Raw genomic sequence first — 16,814 nt, forward strand, 5'->3', positions numbered from 1 at the left:
ATCAGGACGCGGGCTTGTCTCCAACAGCAAGAATGGTTTGGAAGTGCGGCGCTTCAGCCTCCTTATGAACAATGGAGGTAAGCACACTCTGGAAGCCGGCCTTGTGCAGCAATGCCTCCAGTTCCACCTCGCTGAAGCCCAGCCAGAGATCGGCGTATAGTTCGCGGGCTTCCTCAAAGCGATGCTTGCCCAGGTCCAGCACGACGATACGGCCCTGTGGCTTGAGGATGCGGAAAGCCTCGGCAATTGCGCGCTCGGGGTGAATGGCGTGATGCAGCGACTGGCTGAAGAGCGCGAGATCCATGGAGGCATCCGCGATGGGCACATCCTCAAGATCCCCCTGGCGATATTCGAGAGTCTTCGCTCCCTGGCGGCGGCCGAGCTGGGTGCCAAACTCCACCATCTTCTGCGAGTTGTCGACGGCGATCACCTGCGTGGCACGCTGCGCCAGAAGCAGCGAAAAGGTTCCCTCCCCCGCTCCAAGATCGGCGATTCGCATCGGCGGCATCAGGAGCAACAGCGCTTCGGCAAATCCTTTCCACGAGCGGCCGGGGATGTATTCGCGGCCAAAGCGGCCAGCCATCTCATCAAAGAAGGCACGGGTCTTATCCTGCCGCTTGCGCAACACGAGTTTGAGCGCAGCGCTGTCCTGGCGAGACTCGGGAACTTCGCGGGCAGCCTGCTTGAGGAGCGGAATCAACTGGCTCACGACATCGGCTTTGTCGGCAGCGCCATTCTCCTGCTTCAGGCGGTAGAGAATGTTCTTCCCGGTGCGACGGTCTTCCACAAGACCTGCCTGCTTGAGCTGGGAGAGATGCGTGGAAAGAGTGCTCTGGCCCATGCCGAGGATCTCCTGCAACTCCGCGACAGAGAGCTCTTCGCGTTCGACCAGGAGCAGGACGCGGAGGCGGTTCGCGTCGGAGAGAATTCGCAGGGACTTGAGAATTGACTTCATCACGGGGTAGAACTAATCTATCAAAATATCGCGATATCGCGATAGGAGGGTTTTACATGGCAACCGCAACCGCGGATCGCACGAACACCGAATTCAAGGTGGCCGACCTGGCGCTGGCCGATTGGGGCCGCAAGGAAATAACGATTGCCGAGCAGGAAATGCCCGGACTGATGTCGATTCGGCGGAAGTATGCCGCGGCCAAGCCCCTGGCTGGCGTGCGCGTGACCGGATCGCTGCACATGACGATCCAGACAGCGGTGCTGATTGAGACGCTGGTGGAGCTGGGCGCGACCGTGCGCTGGGCGAGCTGCAACATCTTCTCGACACAAGACCATGCGGCGGCGGCGATCGCGGCGGCTGGCGTGCCGGTATTTGCGTGGAAGGGTGAATCGCTCGAAGAGTACTGGTGGTGCACCTATCAGGCGCTGAGCCACAGCAGCGGCAAGGGACCGGAACTGGTCGTGGACGATGGCGGCGACGTAACGCTGCTGATCCACAAGGGCTATGAACTGGAAGACGGCGATGGCTGGGTAAACACGGCATCTTCCAACCATGAAGAGCAGGTAATCAAGGACCTGCTGAAGAAAGTGCATGCGGAGGATCCGCAGCACTGGCACAAAGTCGTGAAGGAGTGGCGCGGCGTTTCGGAAGAGACGACGACAGGCGTTCACCGGCTTTACAAGATGAAGGAGCAGGGCAAGCTGCTGGTTCCGGCAATCAATGTAAATGACTCGGTGACGAAGTCGAAATTCGACAACCTGTATGGTTGCCGCGAATCCCTGGTAGACGGCATCAAGCGAGCGACGGATGTGATGGTGGCGGGCAAGGTTGCGGTGATCTGCGGCTATGGCGATGTGGGGAAGGGTTCGTCACAATCGCTGCGTGGTCTGGGTGCGCGCGTCGTGGTCACGGAGATTGATCCCATCAACGCGCTGCAGGCAGCGATGGAGGGCTACGAAGTTGCCAGGGTGGAGGACACTCTGGGACGAGCCGATATCTACGTAACCTGCACCGGGAACGTGGATATCCTGACGCTGGAACACATGAAGGCGATGAAGGATCAGGCGATCGTCTGCAACATTGGCCACTTTGATAATGAAATTCAGATTGACCGGCTGAACAACGAGGCAGGTGTCGTCAAGACGACCATCAAGCCACAGGTGGATCAATACACCTTCCCTGACGGACACAGTATTTTTGTGCTGGCGGAAGGCCGGCTGGTGAACCTGGGCTGCGCGACCGGGCACCCCAGCTTTGTGATGAGCAACAGCTTTTCCAACCAGACGCTGGCTGCGCTGGATCTGTGGAAGAACAAAGATACTTACAAGGTGGATGTGTATACGCTTCCGAAGAAACTGGATGAGGAAGTCGCTCGTCTGCATCTGGAGAAGATCGGCGTTAAGCTGACGACACTGTCCGAGAAGCAGGCCGAATACCTCGGCGTTCCAGTAGAGGGGCCTTTCAAGGCAGAGACTTACCGCTACTAGGACCGCAAACCGGATTACAAATAGAATAACGAAGAGCCCGGCAGGAAGTAGCCGGGCTCTTGTGTTTTGCGGATGACGGCATGGTTTACTTTTCGTGCCAGCAACGCATCCATTTCTTCAGAAGAGTGTCGAATAGGAGTATGAGGTGCAGTTTCGGGGAATGAGGAATCTGGGCAATAGCTTGAGGCGGTTTCGGACGGAACTGATGGTTGCATTTTGCGCTGTGGGGCTCGCAGCCACAACCCTGCATGCGGTAGCGCAGCAGGATCAGTCACCTACCCCACCCAGCTCGTTACCCGTGCTTGGAGCGCCGATTGCCAAAACGGGTTCCGAGCCGGAATCGGTGAATTATGGGGTCAAATCCGACTCGCCTCAGCCGGTGCAGAGCGTGGGGAAGCATGCCACCCCGGTTGAGATAATTCCGCTGACGCCGCGGACAACGACTGTCGGGCGGAAATCGAGCTACTCCTTCAAAGTAAACAGCAGCGATTGGGTGGACACGGGCGTGACGCTGAACGCAGGCGACCATGTGGAGTGGAGTTCGAGCGGTACGCTGAAGATCAGCGACGGGCGCGAGGTAACGCCTGAGGGCGTCACACGCGGCTGGAAGGATATGATCCGGCAGTTTCCAGTAAACAGCGCCAACATTGGAGCCGTGGTCGCCCGCATAGGCGATACTGCGGCGGTTCCTTTTTTAGTGGGAGAAAAGAAAGACGCGAACCTGGCACAGGGAGGACGTCTTTACCTGGCAGCGAACCTGAGCTCGGACCTGACAGCGGACGGAGATTTTGAGGTCAAGATCAAGCTGCAGCCGGGAGCGAAGGTGGAGAGCTCGACAGCCAAGGCCTCGGCCACGAAGGCGAAGAATGCCGGCACAACTTTGTTGCCCGCACCCGCCGGATCTCCCCGCACGCCCGCAGCGGCGGCGGAGATGAAGAGCGAGCTGTCTCCTGCTCTTTTCGCCGATATACCCCGGCGAGTGGGAGATCAGCAGGGCAACCCCGGAGATATGGTGAACTTCTCGCTGATTGGCACAGAGGATCAGGTGCTGAACGCCTTCAAGACCGCAGGTTGGACGCAGGTGGACAGGTCCACCGGACAAGCAGTTGTCCACGGCCTGCTGGCGACGCTGGAGCACCAGGCTTATGTAGAAATGCCAATGAGCACGCTCTATCTCTTCGGACGCCCACAGGATCTTTCGTTTGCGCGTGCCGCTCCGATTGAGGTTGCCGCAGTTCGCCATCATCTTCGCGTGTGGAAGACGGACAAGACGGTGGATGGAAAGCCCATGTGGGTAGGCTCTGCTACGCACGACAACGGATTTGAAAAGGATCAGCGTACCGGCGGGGTAACACACCACATCGACGCCAACATCGACGAGGAGCGCGACTTTATCGAGAAGAGCTTTGCCGCGGCGGGCGTGATTGAGGGTGCAGCCTATGTGCTGCCGGATAACCCGCTGCGCACCGCAAAGACGGCTACCGGAGGCAGCTTCAACTCGGATGGGCGGGTTGTCGTCATGGAGCTGAAGTAGCGAGTCAACAAGGTTAGCAGCAGCGAGCAAGAGCAAGCCTGAGTGGGCCTGGAGCTGCCCGAGGACAGATGTCTACCGCGCGTCTATTGTCGCTGACGGCCTTGCTGCTGGGACTGATAGCGGCCTGGCCCGGCACAACGCCGATCCTTAGCTCTGCCTTGGGCTCTGACTTGGGTTCGGACTCGGGCTCTGACGCGACTGCAAGCCTGCTCTCCGCTACGGATATTCAAGTCCAGCATGTTTTTCTCGTCGTGCTGGAGAATCATTCCTATTCAAGTGTGATTGGTAATCCCAGCATGCCATATCTGAACTCGCTGGCGAAGACTTATGCCCATGCGAAGTCCTATTACGCCAATACACACCCATCCATCGGCAACTATTTTGAACTGACCACCGGCCAGATCATCAGCAACAATGACAGTTACACTCAAACGGTGACCGCCGACAACATCGTCCGGCACCTGATCTTCGCCCGGAAGACCTGGCGAGAGTACTCGGAAGGACTTCCCTACACCGGCTACATCGGCGGCAACAGCGGGGAGTATACACAGCACCACAATCCTCTCTCGTATTTTTCCGATGTGCGCTACAGTACGGCCCAGCGGCAGAATCTGGTTCCGTTTACGCGGTTCTCGACCGACCTCTCCAACCACACATTTCCGCAATACTCCTTCATCGTTCCAGACGATGACCACAATGGTCACGATTGTCCCGACACGATCCCAAGTTGCACCGATAATGAGAAGCTGGCCGCCGCGGATAACTGGCTCCAGGCGAATCTTGAGCCCCTGATCCTTAGTTCCAGCTTCAACGCGACCCATGGAGGCTTGCTCGTGATTGTTTTTGACGAGTCCTTCTCATCGGACACGGCCTATGGCGGTGGTCATGTGGCGTGGGTGGCCGTGGGCCCCGACGTCAGGAAGGGTTATACCTCCACCACGCTATACCAGCACCAGAGCACCCTGAGGTTCCTGTCGGAGGCTATTGGGCTCACCACCTTTCCGGGCAGCGCGGCAACAGCACCAGACATGGAGGAGTTCATCGCCGGGGATTAGGAGCAACTTTCACCGCAGGCCTCAAACGCAGCCCTTTGCAAGTGATGGCGATCACACCACTTGCACGTCGTTACGCCGCGCAATGTCCTGTAATTTCCATCTATTACAAAACTAAAACGGTCGCCCTGAAGAAGAGGTGCAAGCATAGAAGCATATGTCTCTTCCGTTAATCATTCAGGGTGGAATGGGTGCCGGGGTTTCCGACTGGCGCCTGGCAAACACGGTCTCTCGTCTGGGTCAGCTTGGCGTGGTATCTGGTACAGCTCTAGACGAGATTCTGGCGCGTCGGTTGCAAGATGGCGACCCCGGCGGTCACATGCGGCGCGCTCTTGCTGCGTTTCCTTTGCCGGAGATGGCTGAACGCATCCTGAACAAGTACTACATTGAGGGCGGCAGAGGTGCCAATGTGCCTTACGTCACAATGGCCAAGCACACGAAGGAAGGCCCGCGAGACGTGCAGGAGATGTGTCTGGTCTCCAACTTCGTAGAAGTGTGGCTGGCACGCGAAGGTCACGGAAACCCAGTGGGCATCAACTATCTGGAGAAGATCCAGATGCCGCATCTTGCCTCAATGTATGGAGCGATGCTGGCAGGCGTGGACTTTGTGCTGATGGGAGCGGGGATTCCGATACGGGTTCCCGGCGTATTGGACCGGTATGTGCACCACGAACCGGCGGAATACATCCTGCACGTATATGGCGCGCGCGAAGAAGACGATACGATGATGCACTTTGCGCCACGCGAGTTTGTTCCGTTGGACCTGCCCCCGCTGAAGCGGCCGATGTTCCTGGCGATTATTTCGTCGAACACGCTGGCGGCAACGATGTTGAAGAAGGCGAACGGCAAGGTGGATGGCTTTATCATCGAGGGCCAGACCGCAGGCGGACACAACGCACCGCCTCGCGGCAAGATGATGCTGGATGAGGCAGGAGAGCCTATCTACGGGGATCGCGACGTGGTGGATCTTGCCAAGATTGCAGAGTTGGGCGTTCCCTTCTGGCTTGCCGGTGGATACGGATCGCCGGAAGGCGTCCGCTCCGCGCTGGCCGCAGGCGCGACAGGGGTACAGATCGGGACAGCATTTGCCTTCACAGACGAGTCTGGAATGCGGGAGCAATACAAGCGAGATTTGATCGCGAAGGCAATTGCAGGGACGGCAAAAGTCTTTACGAATCCGATTGCCTCACCGACAGGATTCCCGTTCAAGGTAGCCGAGCTTGAGGGCACCACGTCTGACTCCCAGGTCTACCTGAAGCGGCCGCGCATCTGCGATCTGGGATATCTGCGGGAGCCGTACAAGAAAGATGACGGGACGATAGGATACCGCTGCTCGGCGGAGCCGGTGACGATCTATCTCTCCAAAGGCGGAAAGATCGAAGACACGGTTGGGCGACAGTGCGTCTGCAATGCGCTGATGGCCAACATTGGAATGCAGCAGATCCGGGCCGGTGGAAAGCACGTGGAAGTAGGACTGGTGACAACCGGGAATGATCTGGTCGAGATCGGACGATTTCTCGCTCCTGGAAAAACCAGTTACACCGTCGCTGAAGTTCTGGAAAACCTGCTGAGCGGCGAGCGTATACCAGCGAAGAGCGAAGATTGCGTGGAGACGCTTCAGGCCGCCGGAGCCGGCAGCCTGAAGTAATCCTCTGCTTTATAGCTTGCCCACAACAGGGCGGGGCTATTTCTTAATCTCGATTTCATTGACTACCTGCTGCACGTTGGGAACGGTCTTAGCGAGATTGGCCGCGTCGGTTCGCTCGGCAGCCGTCTTGACGGAACCGGTTAGGACCAGCGTGCCATTCTTCGCCTTGTAGTGAATGCTCTGGGCGTCGAGAGCTTTGTTCCCTTTCAACATAGCCTTGTAGTTACTTTCAATGGCGTCGTCGAGGTTCGAGTCAACAGACTTGGCCTGAGACTCCATCCCCGTGGGGCGCACTCCAACTTCATTGGCGACCACATAGCCCGGAGCTGCATTGCGTGCGAGCGTTTCTGCCTGCGTCTTGAGATCCTCGGTTTGCACATCGCCCTTGAGAGTGACGACTCCTTTATCGCGATCTTCGTCGACGCTGAGATCTCCGAGGTTATTCGCCTTGAGGCTGGCGACTACGTTGTCCTTTACCGGCGGATGTTGCGGGCTCTTGCAGCCGATGGCAAGTCCTAATCCGAGTAATCCGATGCCTAAAACTGATATTGCACTGCGCATAAGAAATCCTCTTCTATCGTCCAGCAAAAACTGGGAGTGACCGGCGGACCGGTTTCAGGAACGGACATTCATTCCATGTGATGCCAGTATCCGCTTCGCGGTAACTAGCCAGTTGCCAAAATAATAAAGTCGCTCCAATCATAGCTTTTCGTGGGACAAGGATAGAGCAGCCAAGCTGGAGCCAGCCTGCTATCCTCTGCGTATGTTCGATCCTGCCGCATCCAGCGAGAATGCCCTGCTGATTACCGAAGAGTTGCTGGTATTTGCAACCGTGGTTGGATCTGTGGCGGCGATGCCGGTTTTGATCGAGTTTATCGCCGAACGCCGAAAGCGAAGGGAGCGTATCGACCTCAGCCTGGAAGATGAGCCGGTGAGTTCGTTGCATCCGCGGCTGGCAGGCATGGATACCCTGCTGGAGAATATTGCCGACCTGATCGATCGCGCCCGCAATCCTGCGAGGTATGGAGATCTGAAGATCGGCAATGAAGTGCTGATTATCGGGCCGAACCAGAGCGGCAAGAAGAGCCTGGCACAGAAGATCGCCCTGCTGGCAGGCATGGAGAGGATCATCACTGTCTACAACCCCCGAGACAGCGATGCGCTGGCAAAGGCAAAAAGCCTGGTGCGGCACTATAAACGCTCCAAGGTTCTGCTGCTGCTGCCGCGTATCGATCTGGCATATCAGGAGAGCAATCCCGAGCTGCTCACGGAACTGGATGCGCTCATCGAGACAACCTCGGAAAGACAGAATGTGCTGGTAGTCGCGACTACGGTGTCGTTTCAATCGGACAGCGACCTGGACAATATCTTCGGCATCAAAATCGCGCTGCCCGGCGCGGAGGTAAAGCACGGTAGCCGCGGCGAGATACAGGAAGACGCAGCGCGGATGCTGGCCGAGGTTGCACGCTTCTACCTGAAGACCGCGACATCGCGAGGCTATCGGCTGGAGGGGATGACGGCGGAGCAGTTCTGCGACCGCATCCTGGAGTCGGTGATCAATCCCGCGGAGATCGAAGACATCGTAGTGCTGTGCGAAACGGCGGCCCTCTTCCGCAAGCGGGCACGAAATGCGGTGGGGCTGGTCATTACACCGGAGATTCTAGAGACGGCGATTGGCCGTGTTGTCGTTGCATAAGGCCAGTCGGCAGCAGAGACTACTCGCATCGAGCCTCCCCCTCTTTCCCGGTTGTCATCCTGAGCACAGCGGAGGATCCCATCAGCAAAGTGACGACTTGCATCGAATCTCCTCTCCTGGCCTGGCGACTAGCTGGAGGAGAAGAGGGATTCCAGTTTTCGAATGACCTTGAGAGTATCGCCAAGCGCCGGCTTGCCAACTGCCTTCTCAAACTCCCGCTGCAACCTGTCGAATGCGCTGATGACTCGCAAGGCGCACTTCTTCCCCTGTGGCCTGAGGACAAGGTGATACGCGCGCGCGTCCGCAGGATCGATCTTTCTTTGCAGGAGCGCCTTGGCCTCCAGCGATGAGATGCAATGGCTGATGTTGCCTCGGGTTGTGCCAAAGGTCTCAGCCAGGTGGGAGGGCTTGATCATACGCGGAGCTTCAAAGAAGATCGCGGCCAGCACCAGGCCCTCGAGAAAGCTCAGGTGGTCGGCCTCCAGAATGCGAACGGCAAGAGAATCGAAACGGCGTGCTGCCCGGTTGATCGCGAACATCGGGCTTTCGTCGAGGAACGCATCAATACGCATAGGTTAGTCAAGATAGTTTAGCGCATCAATTATCAAAAGCAATATAAAACCTCACTTGAACCGGCCCTCCTATGCGCAGAGGATTACGGAAGTAAGAGGAGATCTAAGGACGATGTACCTCCGTTATCTTCCACTGGAGTTGGTGCTGCTTGGATTCGCATCGCTACCCGTATGCGCGCAACAGGCCCCACCGGCGATTGCTCCCGCCTCCACGACAGTCGTTGTACTGGGAAACAGTGCGCCGGTAAGCCAGGGAGAGTCGGCCCGCACGGTGGTGGCACTGGATACGCAGCAACACGCGCTCGCCTACCGTGATGTGGAGGATTACCTGCGCACCGATGCATCGGTCGACATCCAGCAACGCGGAGCTGCAGGGGTGATGGCGGACATCTCCATTCGCGGGGCCTCCTTTGAGCAAACGCTGGTGATGGTCAACGGGCTGCGGATCAATAACGCAGAGACCTCTCACTTCAATCTCGACCTGCCTCTGCCGCTTGCGGCCCTGGGCAGCATCGACATTCTGCACGGAGCAGGATCGACGCTATACGGCTCGGATGCTATCGGCGGCGTCGTTGACTATCTGACGTGGAAGCCCGACGCCAACACCTTGCGCCTGCGAACCGGAGCAGGAAGCGATGGCGAGAATGAGCAGGTGCTTCTCGGCTCCATTGCCGCCAGAAACTGGAGCGAGGTTATCGCCGGAAGCCGCGGCTTTTCCACTGGCTTTATCCCCGACCGCGACTACAGAACCGAGGACGCGAGCACGGAGACGAGGCTCGCAACTCGTCTCGGATCGACAGACCTGCTCTTCAGCGGAGACGACCGCGCGTTTGGAGCAGCCCAATTTTATGGCAACTACAACTCATGGGAGAGGACGAAGGGATGGTTTGCCTCTGTCGCGCAGCAGTTCAACGCGCATACCGAAGCAGCAGCAGGGTATCGTCGCCACTCGGATCTCTTTCTGCTGCGGCGCAACCAGCCTGCCGGATACAAGAATCAGCACGTCGATGACGGCTTTCAGGGATCGCTGCGTGACCGGCGCGAGATTCTGCGGAATACGACACTGCTCTGCGGCCTGGAAGAAATCACCGATCAGATTGAGAGCACGAACCTGGGCCGGCATGGACGCAATCGCGGTGCGGGTTACGGCGAGGTTGAGTGGCGTATTCCTCAGCGAGGGTCGATTGCGGCTGGCCTGCGAGAAGAACTCTTCAGCGGAGGACGGTCGGTGTTGAGCCCGATGTTTGCGGGCACGCTCTGGCTGCCTCATGCAGTCAAACTGCGGGCTTCAGCCAGCCATGGTTTTCGTCTTCCCACTTATCTTGACCTCTATTACAAAGACCCAGCTACGCTGGGGAATCCTGCACTTCAACCGGAGTCGGCGTGGAACTACGAAGGCGGAGCGGATTGGTATCCTGACTCCCGCATCGCGACGATGCTCACGGTCTTCGATTCGGAGGAGAGAGATACGATCGACTACGTGCGCGCAGCATCCACAGCGCCATGGCAGGCGAAGAATCTTGCGAAGCTACGCTTTACCGGCGTTGAGGCGGCCATGGACTGGCACGCGAACCAGAGCCAGACGGTCAAGCTAAGTTGGACGTGGATGACCGCAGCGGAGAATCCCCTGCGAGGGCTCCAGTCAAAATATGTCTTCCGCTACCCAGGGAACAATGGAAGGGTGGAATGGAACTGGAACCTGAAGCAGACTCTGCTGCTGCAGTCGCGCTTTGGCGTCGTCCAGCGGTATCACCAGGATCCCGACCCCATCTGGGATGCATCGATCGCTCGCGAGACCGGACATCTTCGCCCGTATTTGCAGATGACGAATCTAACCAACACCGGCTATGAGGAGATTGCTGGCGTCCGCATGCCAGGCCGGAGCTTTATCGGCGGAATTGAGTTTGTCATCGCGAAGAAGAAATGAAGGGCAGCAAGTCAGCGAATCGTTTTCGCTCGCTGATTGGCTGCCCGCCGAAGAGGGTTTCTGCAAGAAACAGAAAGTACAAGGGATAATATGCTCCGACGGCAGCTTATTTGAAGCGGGCCAGTACCTGCTGCTCTCGAGAGAGCTCCAACACACCGTTGACGATCCTCCAGGAATCAATGGTCTGAAGAACCTTGATAAAGTCGGCTTCGACATCCATCGAGTACGGGCAGACCCGTTTTGTAACCTGCAGGTCGCTGTTTACGGAGAGCCGGTCCTGTTGCAGCGAGTAGGTCGCCAGGAAGCGATTGCAACCGGAGAAGCCCATGATGCGGGTACCCTGTTCGACCAGCACCATCTGAGGCGCTTTGGGCACCTTGGCGTCCAGGTCGTGGCCGTTGAGAGAGATGAGCCTCCAGGAGTAGCCGGTAAGTTTTGCGTGAGAGCCAGGTAGGGGCCGAGTGTCGGAGGAAGCTGACTGGAGGGCAAAGGCGCGCGCGGAAGATGAGGCGAAGGCGGTCATCAGGGAAAGGACTGCTACTGCGACCAGCCCGCGACGAGACAGAGAGACCATCATGCTGACGAAATCCTCCAATGTTGGATCCGCGGGAAGGGCCTGCCAGAGAGAAGCGCCCTAACCCCTCGGATGGTTGAGGTCTGGAATCTCTTATAAAGGCCGCAACCCCGCAAGCGCAATGGACCACAAGTGGGAGTATCCCAAGGTGTACCAGCAGATCTAGAGCCAGCTACCATACTGATTCAGCGGGGTTTTTCAGGCAAATACTCTTCGCGGGCGACATTTTCCGCGGTGTGTCGATGTCTGGCATGCGCAAGACGGTCCAGCGACGCGGCCGAGCCTTGATTCGAGAGATTCGAGTCGGCGCATGGCGCAAATGGCCAGAAGCAGCATCTGTTCTGCATGGATACTCGCGCTGCCGCCGGATCCCTATAGAGATCGGGATAATTCACGGACGCAGCGCGAGTCGCGGAAAGGAACAATCCTGCTGCTGTGCTAGAGGCCGAAGTGGGCAGCGTTCTTCGCTGCGAAATCCGCCTTCTCCGCAGGCAGATCATACTCGGCAAAGATGGCATTCGATTCGCAAATAGTAATGCAGGTGCCGCAATCGATGCATTCTTCCGGATTGATGAAGAGCTGAGTGACTTCATCTGTTCCGGGCTCGTCCTTACGGGGATGGATGGCATCGGTGGCACAGGAATCGACGCAGAGATAATCTTTCACGCATGCATCGGTAATAACGTAAGGCATAGAACTCTCCCAGGTACAAAATATCGGCTTGCCAATGGCTGCAGCTGTCTTTCTCTGAACGCCAGTTTCAAGCTACGAGATCGTCTGGCAACGGGTCGGTGATACCAGTCACAGCTCCTATAGGGAACAAAAACCGCGAAATTGGGGAGATTGCACCGCAAGAAACATCGCCGGACTGCAGATCCGGCATCCACACCATTCATAACGAGGCGCGAAAATGGCGGAAAAAACGCGGAGACGCGGCTACGTGCAGGGAACGGTCAGGACGAATATCCATAGTGTGGCTGAAGTGGAGCGCTCGTTCGAGGATAGAAGATCGTTCGTACAATACCTCTCCGACGCAATTGCCGATTTCACCGGGACCATGGTCTTTGTCGTGCTACATGTCGTCTTCTTTGCGGCATGGTTTGTGGTGAACACACACAAGTTTCCGGGAATCCCTCTGTTCGACCCTTACCCGTTTACCTTGTTGAACATGCTGGTATCGGTGGAGGCCGTACTGTTGAGCACCTTCGTGTTGATGAAACAAAATCGCATGCAGCGCAAGACCGACCATCGGGACCGGTTGAATCTGCAGATCGATCTGCTGGCAGAGACCGAAGTCACGAAGATGCTGCAATTGCTGCGACTGGTCTGCATCAAGCTCGATATTCAAGAGGCGGTGCAGGATGAGGAGCTTGACGAGATGACACGCGCGACATCGGTCGATCACGTCGCCCAGCAGATTCGTGAAGCCATGCCGCCTTCCGACTGAGAAAAATAGAGCACGAAGTGCCGCTGTGAGGCTGCCGATGGCACTCTTTCCGCAAGATTGCCAGGATCGAATAGGATCGTTGCATGCGAATTCCGGGGTATCGGGTGGAGGGAATTGCCTGTCTTTTTCTGCTGCTCCTGGGAGCCGGGAGGATAACGGCCCAACCGGGAAACATCGGCCACAGCGGGGTACACTCCGCGCAGACGATAGCGCCACGAGAGAAATTGAAAGTCATCTTCGACACAGATATTGGCGATGACATTGACGATGCCTTCGCGCTGGCGCTGCTGATCTCCCGGCCAGAGGTAGAGGTGTTGGGCGTGACTACAGCGTGGGGCGACACCGCGCTGCGTGCACGGTTGACGGAGCGCTTTCTGGCGAGCGCGGGTAAGGCGGAGATTCCGATCTTCACGGGGCCGAAAACAGTTGAGTCCACGGTCTTCTCCCAGGAGCGTTATGCGCTGGGCGATGTGCATCCCGCGGCATGGCCCGATGCGATAGCGTTTACGCTCGATGCGATTCGGCGCGATCCGGGAGAGATCACCTTGATAGCCGTTGCGCCCTTCAGCAATATGGGTGCGTTGATCGATCGGGATCCGGTGACGTTTCGCAAATTGAAGCGGGTGGTCTTGATGGGCGGCTCGATCCATCGCGGCTACGGCGACCTGGGCTACTCTACCCACCCCCATCCCACACCGGAATATAACGTCTTCTCCGATGTTGCTTCGTCCAGGAAGCTACTTGCCTCCGGCGTACCTATTTCGATGATGCCGCTGGATTCGACACAACTGAAGCTCGATGAAGTGAAGCGCGACCTGGTGTTCAGCCATGGGACTCCACTGACGGACGCGCTTACTCTCCTGTACCACCAGTGGAGCGCTTCGACCGGCACTCCAACGCCTACTCTCTATGACGCCATGGCGGCGGCAGCCGCGATCCGCCCGGAGTTGTGCCCCACGACGCCGATGCATCTTCGAATTGACGATAAGGGGAACACCATTCCGGAGGCAGGACCAGCAAACGCCGATGTGTGTTTGGAGTCCGACTCGGAGCAGTTCTTTCGCTTCTACCTGACGAGCATTCTGGCGAACCCGCCCGCAGGAAACGCGAAATCGCCGGACTAGCAGGCACCGGAAGACTCCACGGGTAAGCTCCGCATGATGCGACTCTAGCGCGCGGAGCCCTCCTGGGGGCGTACTTCAAGGATGCGCATCATCTCCTGATACTGCGTCTCGTTCTTGCTCTTGATCTCATCGAAGCGTTTGGCCTGCTGCTCGCGGCGGCTGTCTCCGGTGCGTGCATAGAGCTGCAGCAGACTGAAGTTCGCGGTGTAGTTATCGGGACTAATCGCAAGCGCACGGGTAAGTTGCTTTTCTGCCTCAGGATACTTGTGGGTCTGGACGTAGAGCTGCCCCAGCTCTGCCAGCATCTCAGGCTGATCCGGCTTGAGATCTACGGACTGGCTGAGTTCGGTGAGTGCATCCTCAAGGCGCCCCTGCTGCCGCGCGATGCGTCCCAGGTAGTAGTGCGCGGTGGCCGCGGTTTTGGGGAATGCGGTTGCCTGCTTGAGCCAGGGGATCGCAGTATCAAAATCCTTGGCGCGAAAATAGGTGGTGCCGAGCGCGAGGATTCCCGAGGGATTCTGCGGGCGCAGCGCATGATATTTCTTCAGGTACGGAAGAGCCAGCGTGGCATCCTGCGCGAAGGCCGAGACGGTGCCCATCGCGTAGTTGTAATCAGGGTTTTCCGGAGCAAGCTGAACGGCTTCTCCAAACGCCTTGCGCGACTCGGCAAGCAGACCGAGATCGAGGCAGGTCAGTCCAAAGTAGTACGGCAGGCGGGGGTCGCCTGGAGCGATGTCGCGTGCATGCGCGAGATATCCCAGCGCCCCCTTATCGTCCTTCTGCGAGTGGGCGATGCGGGCGAGATCGACCAGCACGGCAGCGGATGCAGGATCGGCGGCAAACACGCGCTCGAGCGTATCGCGCGCCTCTCCAAGATTTCCGGCAGATTCCTGCGCCAGGCCGAGCGATCGCTGCCCCTGGAGGGAAAGCGGCGCCCGGGATGCAGCCGCAGTAAAAAGTTGCACGGCAAGCTCAGAGCGATGCGCGGCTTGCAACACGGGCAAGATCTGGAGGACGTCAGCCTCAGTGAAGTCAGGATGCGAGGCCAGCGCACTTGCAGCACGCTCCGATTCTTCCCTGTGCCCGAGAGCGGCGTGGTCCCCGCAGAGTAACGCTAAGGCGCCGGGAACACTCTGCGCCTGTTGGCTCAGCTTTTCCACGTGGTCGAGGGAGGCTGGATAGTTTTCAGCAAGCATCAGCAATACTGCGGCCTGGTAGTTGGCTTCTGCGTTTGTGGGTGCAATGGAGAGGGCGCGCTCATAGATGCGCAAGGCCTTGGCCTGCTCCTCTTTGTTATTTGTGGCTTTGAGCATGTAAGCGCGGCCGAGGTTGAGGTAGGCGCTGGTAAGCCGGGGACTATGACGAATGGCCTGGGCGAAGGCCCGCTCGGCGGCATCCGAGTGGCCTTGCTGAATCTCAACCACGCCGAGGAGGTTTTCGATACCACCATCCGCGGGATACTGTCTACTGGCCTGTGAGAGCAGGATCCGTGCCCCATCGAGATCTCCGCTCTCGATATGCTTCTGAATATTCAGCAGGCTGCTTTGGTAGGCAGGGCTGTTGCGCTGCGCCGCGACAGGCGTCGTAAGGATCGCTGGGAGCAGCATCGCCAGGACCGCAACCATGCCACGGAGGCGGAGGGAACCTTCTCGTATCGCAACTGCGCGAGCGCGGAACACTATCTCTTCGATACTCCTGTCCACTACACTACTCTTCCATATGCCGCAGAATATCAGGACGCGACGGAGGTGGTTGCTGTTGCTGCTACTCGTCTTGCGCGCCAGCGGAAACGCGCATAGCCAGGCCGCTGCTGGCAGCTACTCTCCTGAAAGCTACGCAGCGGGCAACACTCCTGAAGCAGCGTCGTCTCCCATTGCAACGCTGGGGCTGCCCGCAGCCGAGGCTGCAGAGTTACGCCAGGCGATCGAAGCCCACGATTACACGGCGGCGGAACGACTCCTGCTGAAGGAGATCAACCCTGATCCGCACTCGCTGCGCGCAGGACGCCTGCTCGCGTTCGCGGGACGTGTCTATTTTTTGAACAACGACTACCTGAACGCCGCGATCGCGTGGAAGAAGGCGGAGGCAATCGCTCCTCTCGATCCTTCGGCACGCTTCTCACTCGCAATGGCTTACATCAAAATGGGTCATGCAGATTGGGCGCGCCCCGTGCTGGAAACGCTGGCTGCGGAGCAACCGAAGCAGGCACTCTATCCCTATTGGCTGGGCCGCCTGGATTACGACGCACAACATTACGAAACAGCCATTGTTCACTTTCAGCAAGCGTTAGCCATCGATCCCGGGATGGCGCGTGCTTACGACAATCTAGGACTCTGCTACTTCTATCAGAACCACAACACTCTGGCGATCGAGAGCTACACCAAAGCGATCCAGCTAGAAGAGAAGACGGCACACCCTTCGGCATGGTCGCACCTGAACCTGGCAATCGCGCTGCAATTTTTGAACCGCCTGGACGAAGCGGAAGCGCAATTGCGAAAGGCTTTGCAGATCGATCCCCGGCTGGCGCAGGCGCATTATCAGATGGGGACTCTGCAGGAAGCGCAGGATCATATGGACAGCGCGGTGGCCTCGCTCAAGGAGGCTTCGCGACTGGATGCGGCCTATGCCGAGCCTCACTATGCGCTGGCTCGCATCTACCGCAGGCAAGGACAGAAGACCCTGGCGCAGTCGGAAGTTGATACCTACCTGCGCCTTCGCGGAGCGGCCCATCCGGCGGCTGATCCGCAGGTGCATTGAAGCATTTTTCTGCAGAACAGCGGGTGATAGAGAATCGCGTT

15 protein-coding genes are annotated in these 16,814 nt (G+C 58.0%); 9 read left to right on the plus strand and 6 right to left on the minus strand.

What is annotated here, in order from left to right; all coding sequences use genetic code 11:
- Nucleotide 1: 1 nt before the first annotated feature.
- The gene (locus VM554_08445; protein HVJ08402.1) at nucleotides 2-955 is read right to left on the minus strand and encodes a metalloregulator ArsR/SmtB family transcription factor; all 954 of its coding nucleotides are present in this window, start codon (nucleotides 953-955) and stop codon (nucleotides 2-4) included.
- Between the two features lie 56 nt (nucleotides 956-1,011).
- Between VM554_08445 and ahcY the strand changes: the two genes are divergently transcribed.
- The 4 genes from ahcY to VM554_08465 all read left to right on the plus strand — a co-directional run bounded on the left by ahcY (nucleotide 1,012) and on the right by VM554_08465 (nucleotide 6,676).
- Complete coding sequence (ahcY, locus tag VM554_08450; protein ID HVJ08403.1) at nucleotides 1,012-2,442, plus strand: adenosylhomocysteinase; 1,431 nt, start codon at nucleotides 1,012-1,014, stop codon at nucleotides 2,440-2,442.
- A gap of 205 nt (nucleotides 2,443-2,647) precedes the next feature.
- Nucleotides 2,648-3,976, plus strand: a complete 1,329-nt coding sequence (locus VM554_08455; GenBank protein ID HVJ08404.1) for an LssY C-terminal domain-containing protein — start codon at nucleotides 2,648-2,650, stop codon at nucleotides 3,974-3,976.
- Nucleotides 3,977-4,044: 68 nt separating this feature from the next.
- Nucleotides 4,045-5,031, plus strand: coding sequence for an alkaline phosphatase family protein (locus VM554_08460; GenBank protein HVJ08405.1), 987 nt, complete (start codon nucleotides 4,045-4,047; stop codon nucleotides 5,029-5,031).
- Nucleotides 5,032-5,185: 154 nt separating this feature from the next.
- Nucleotides 5,186-6,676, plus strand: coding sequence for a nitronate monooxygenase (locus VM554_08465; protein HVJ08406.1), 1,491 nt, complete (start codon nucleotides 5,186-5,188; stop codon nucleotides 6,674-6,676).
- A 36-nt stretch (nucleotides 6,677-6,712) separates the two neighbouring features.
- Here the strand turns inward: VM554_08465 and VM554_08470 are convergent, their stop codons facing one another.
- Nucleotides 6,713-7,237: a BON domain-containing protein gene (locus VM554_08470; protein HVJ08407.1), complete on the minus strand. Its 525-nt coding sequence runs from the start codon at nucleotides 7,235-7,237 to the stop codon at nucleotides 6,713-6,715.
- Between the two features lie 202 nt (nucleotides 7,238-7,439).
- Between VM554_08470 and VM554_08475 the strand changes: the two genes are divergently transcribed.
- Complete coding sequence (locus tag VM554_08475) at nucleotides 7,440-8,372, plus strand: hypothetical protein (protein HVJ08408.1); 933 nt, start codon at nucleotides 7,440-7,442, stop codon at nucleotides 8,370-8,372.
- 128 nt (nucleotides 8,373-8,500) lie between these two features.
- On the opposite strand, the gene VM554_08480 is transcribed toward VM554_08475, so the two are convergent.
- Nucleotides 8,501-8,944 carry a MarR family transcriptional regulator gene (locus tag VM554_08480; GenBank protein HVJ08409.1) on the minus strand — a complete coding sequence of 148 codons (444 nt, stop codon included), beginning with the start codon at nucleotides 8,942-8,944 and terminating at the stop codon, nucleotides 8,501-8,503.
- A gap of 112 nt (nucleotides 8,945-9,056) precedes the next feature.
- Here VM554_08480 and VM554_08485 point away from each other — a divergent pair, with 112 nt between their 5' ends.
- Complete coding sequence (locus VM554_08485) at nucleotides 9,057-10,871, plus strand: TonB-dependent receptor (GenBank protein HVJ08410.1); 1,815 nt, start codon at nucleotides 9,057-9,059, stop codon at nucleotides 10,869-10,871.
- Nucleotides 10,872-10,977: 106 nt separating this feature from the next.
- Here VM554_08485 and VM554_08490 read toward each other — a convergent pair whose 3' ends face one another.
- On the minus strand, nucleotides 10,978-11,448 hold the full coding sequence (locus VM554_08490; protein ID HVJ08411.1) for an META domain-containing protein: 471 nt from the start codon (nucleotides 11,446-11,448) through the stop codon (nucleotides 10,978-10,980).
- A 435-nt stretch (nucleotides 11,449-11,883) separates the two neighbouring features.
- Complete coding sequence (locus tag VM554_08495; GenBank protein HVJ08412.1) at nucleotides 11,884-12,138, minus strand: ferredoxin family protein; 255 nt, start codon at nucleotides 12,136-12,138, stop codon at nucleotides 11,884-11,886.
- 217 nt (nucleotides 12,139-12,355) lie between these two features.
- Between VM554_08495 and VM554_08500 the strand changes: the two genes are divergently transcribed.
- The gene (locus tag VM554_08500; protein HVJ08413.1) at nucleotides 12,356-12,892 is read left to right on the plus strand and encodes a DUF1003 domain-containing protein; all 537 of its coding nucleotides are present in this window, start codon (nucleotides 12,356-12,358) and stop codon (nucleotides 12,890-12,892) included.
- 83 nt (nucleotides 12,893-12,975) lie between these two features.
- On the plus strand, nucleotides 12,976-14,016 hold the full coding sequence (locus VM554_08505; protein HVJ08414.1) for a nucleoside hydrolase: 1,041 nt from the start codon (nucleotides 12,976-12,978) through the stop codon (nucleotides 14,014-14,016).
- Nucleotides 14,017-14,060: 44 nt separating this feature from the next.
- Here the strand turns inward: VM554_08505 and VM554_08510 are convergent, their stop codons facing one another.
- Nucleotides 14,061-15,719, minus strand: coding sequence for a tetratricopeptide repeat protein (locus VM554_08510; protein ID HVJ08415.1), 1,659 nt, complete (start codon nucleotides 15,717-15,719; stop codon nucleotides 14,061-14,063).
- 55 nt (nucleotides 15,720-15,774) lie between these two features.
- On the opposite strand from VM554_08510, the gene VM554_08515 reads away from it, so the two are divergent.
- Nucleotides 15,775-16,773 (plus strand): tetratricopeptide repeat protein, encoded by a 999-nt coding sequence (locus tag VM554_08515; GenBank protein ID HVJ08416.1) that lies wholly within the window; start codon nucleotides 15,775-15,777, stop codon nucleotides 16,771-16,773.
- The last annotated feature ends 41 nt before the right edge of the window (nucleotides 16,774-16,814 follow it).

Source organism: Acidisarcina sp. (assembly GCA_035539175.1).
GTDB lineage: Bacteria > Acidobacteriota > Terriglobia > Terriglobales > Acidobacteriaceae > JANXZS01.

Coding starts and splice junctions, on each gene's coding strand:
- VM554_08445 (HVJ08402.1), bottom strand. CDS start 955: ATGAAGTCAATTCTCAAGTCCCTGCGAATTCTCTCCGACGCGAACCGC.
- ahcY (HVJ08403.1), top strand. CDS start 1,012: ATGGCAACCGCAACCGCGGATCGCACGAACACCGAATTCAAGGTGGCC.
- VM554_08455 (HVJ08404.1), top strand. CDS start 2,648: ATGGTTGCATTTTGCGCTGTGGGGCTCGCAGCCACAACCCTGCATGCG.
- VM554_08460 (HVJ08405.1), top strand. CDS start 4,045: ATGTCTACCGCGCGTCTATTGTCGCTGACGGCCTTGCTGCTGGGACTG.
- VM554_08465 (HVJ08406.1), top strand. CDS start 5,186: ATGTCTCTTCCGTTAATCATTCAGGGTGGAATGGGTGCCGGGGTTTCC.
- VM554_08470 (HVJ08407.1), bottom strand. CDS start 7,237: ATGCGCAGTGCAATATCAGTTTTAGGCATCGGATTACTCGGATTAGGA.
- VM554_08475 (HVJ08408.1), top strand. CDS start 7,440: ATGTTCGATCCTGCCGCATCCAGCGAGAATGCCCTGCTGATTACCGAA.
- VM554_08480 (HVJ08409.1), bottom strand. CDS start 8,944: ATGCGTATTGATGCGTTCCTCGACGAAAGCCCGATGTTCGCGATCAAC.
- VM554_08485 (HVJ08410.1), top strand. CDS start 9,057: ATGTACCTCCGTTATCTTCCACTGGAGTTGGTGCTGCTTGGATTCGCA.
- VM554_08490 (HVJ08411.1), bottom strand. CDS start 11,448: ATGATGGTCTCTCTGTCTCGTCGCGGGCTGGTCGCAGTAGCAGTCCTT.
- VM554_08495 (HVJ08412.1), bottom strand. CDS start 12,138: ATGCCTTACGTTATTACCGATGCATGCGTGAAAGATTATCTCTGCGTC.
- VM554_08500 (HVJ08413.1), top strand. CDS start 12,356: ATGGCGGAAAAAACGCGGAGACGCGGCTACGTGCAGGGAACGGTCAGG.
- VM554_08505 (HVJ08414.1), top strand. CDS start 12,976: ATGCGAATTCCGGGGTATCGGGTGGAGGGAATTGCCTGTCTTTTTCTG.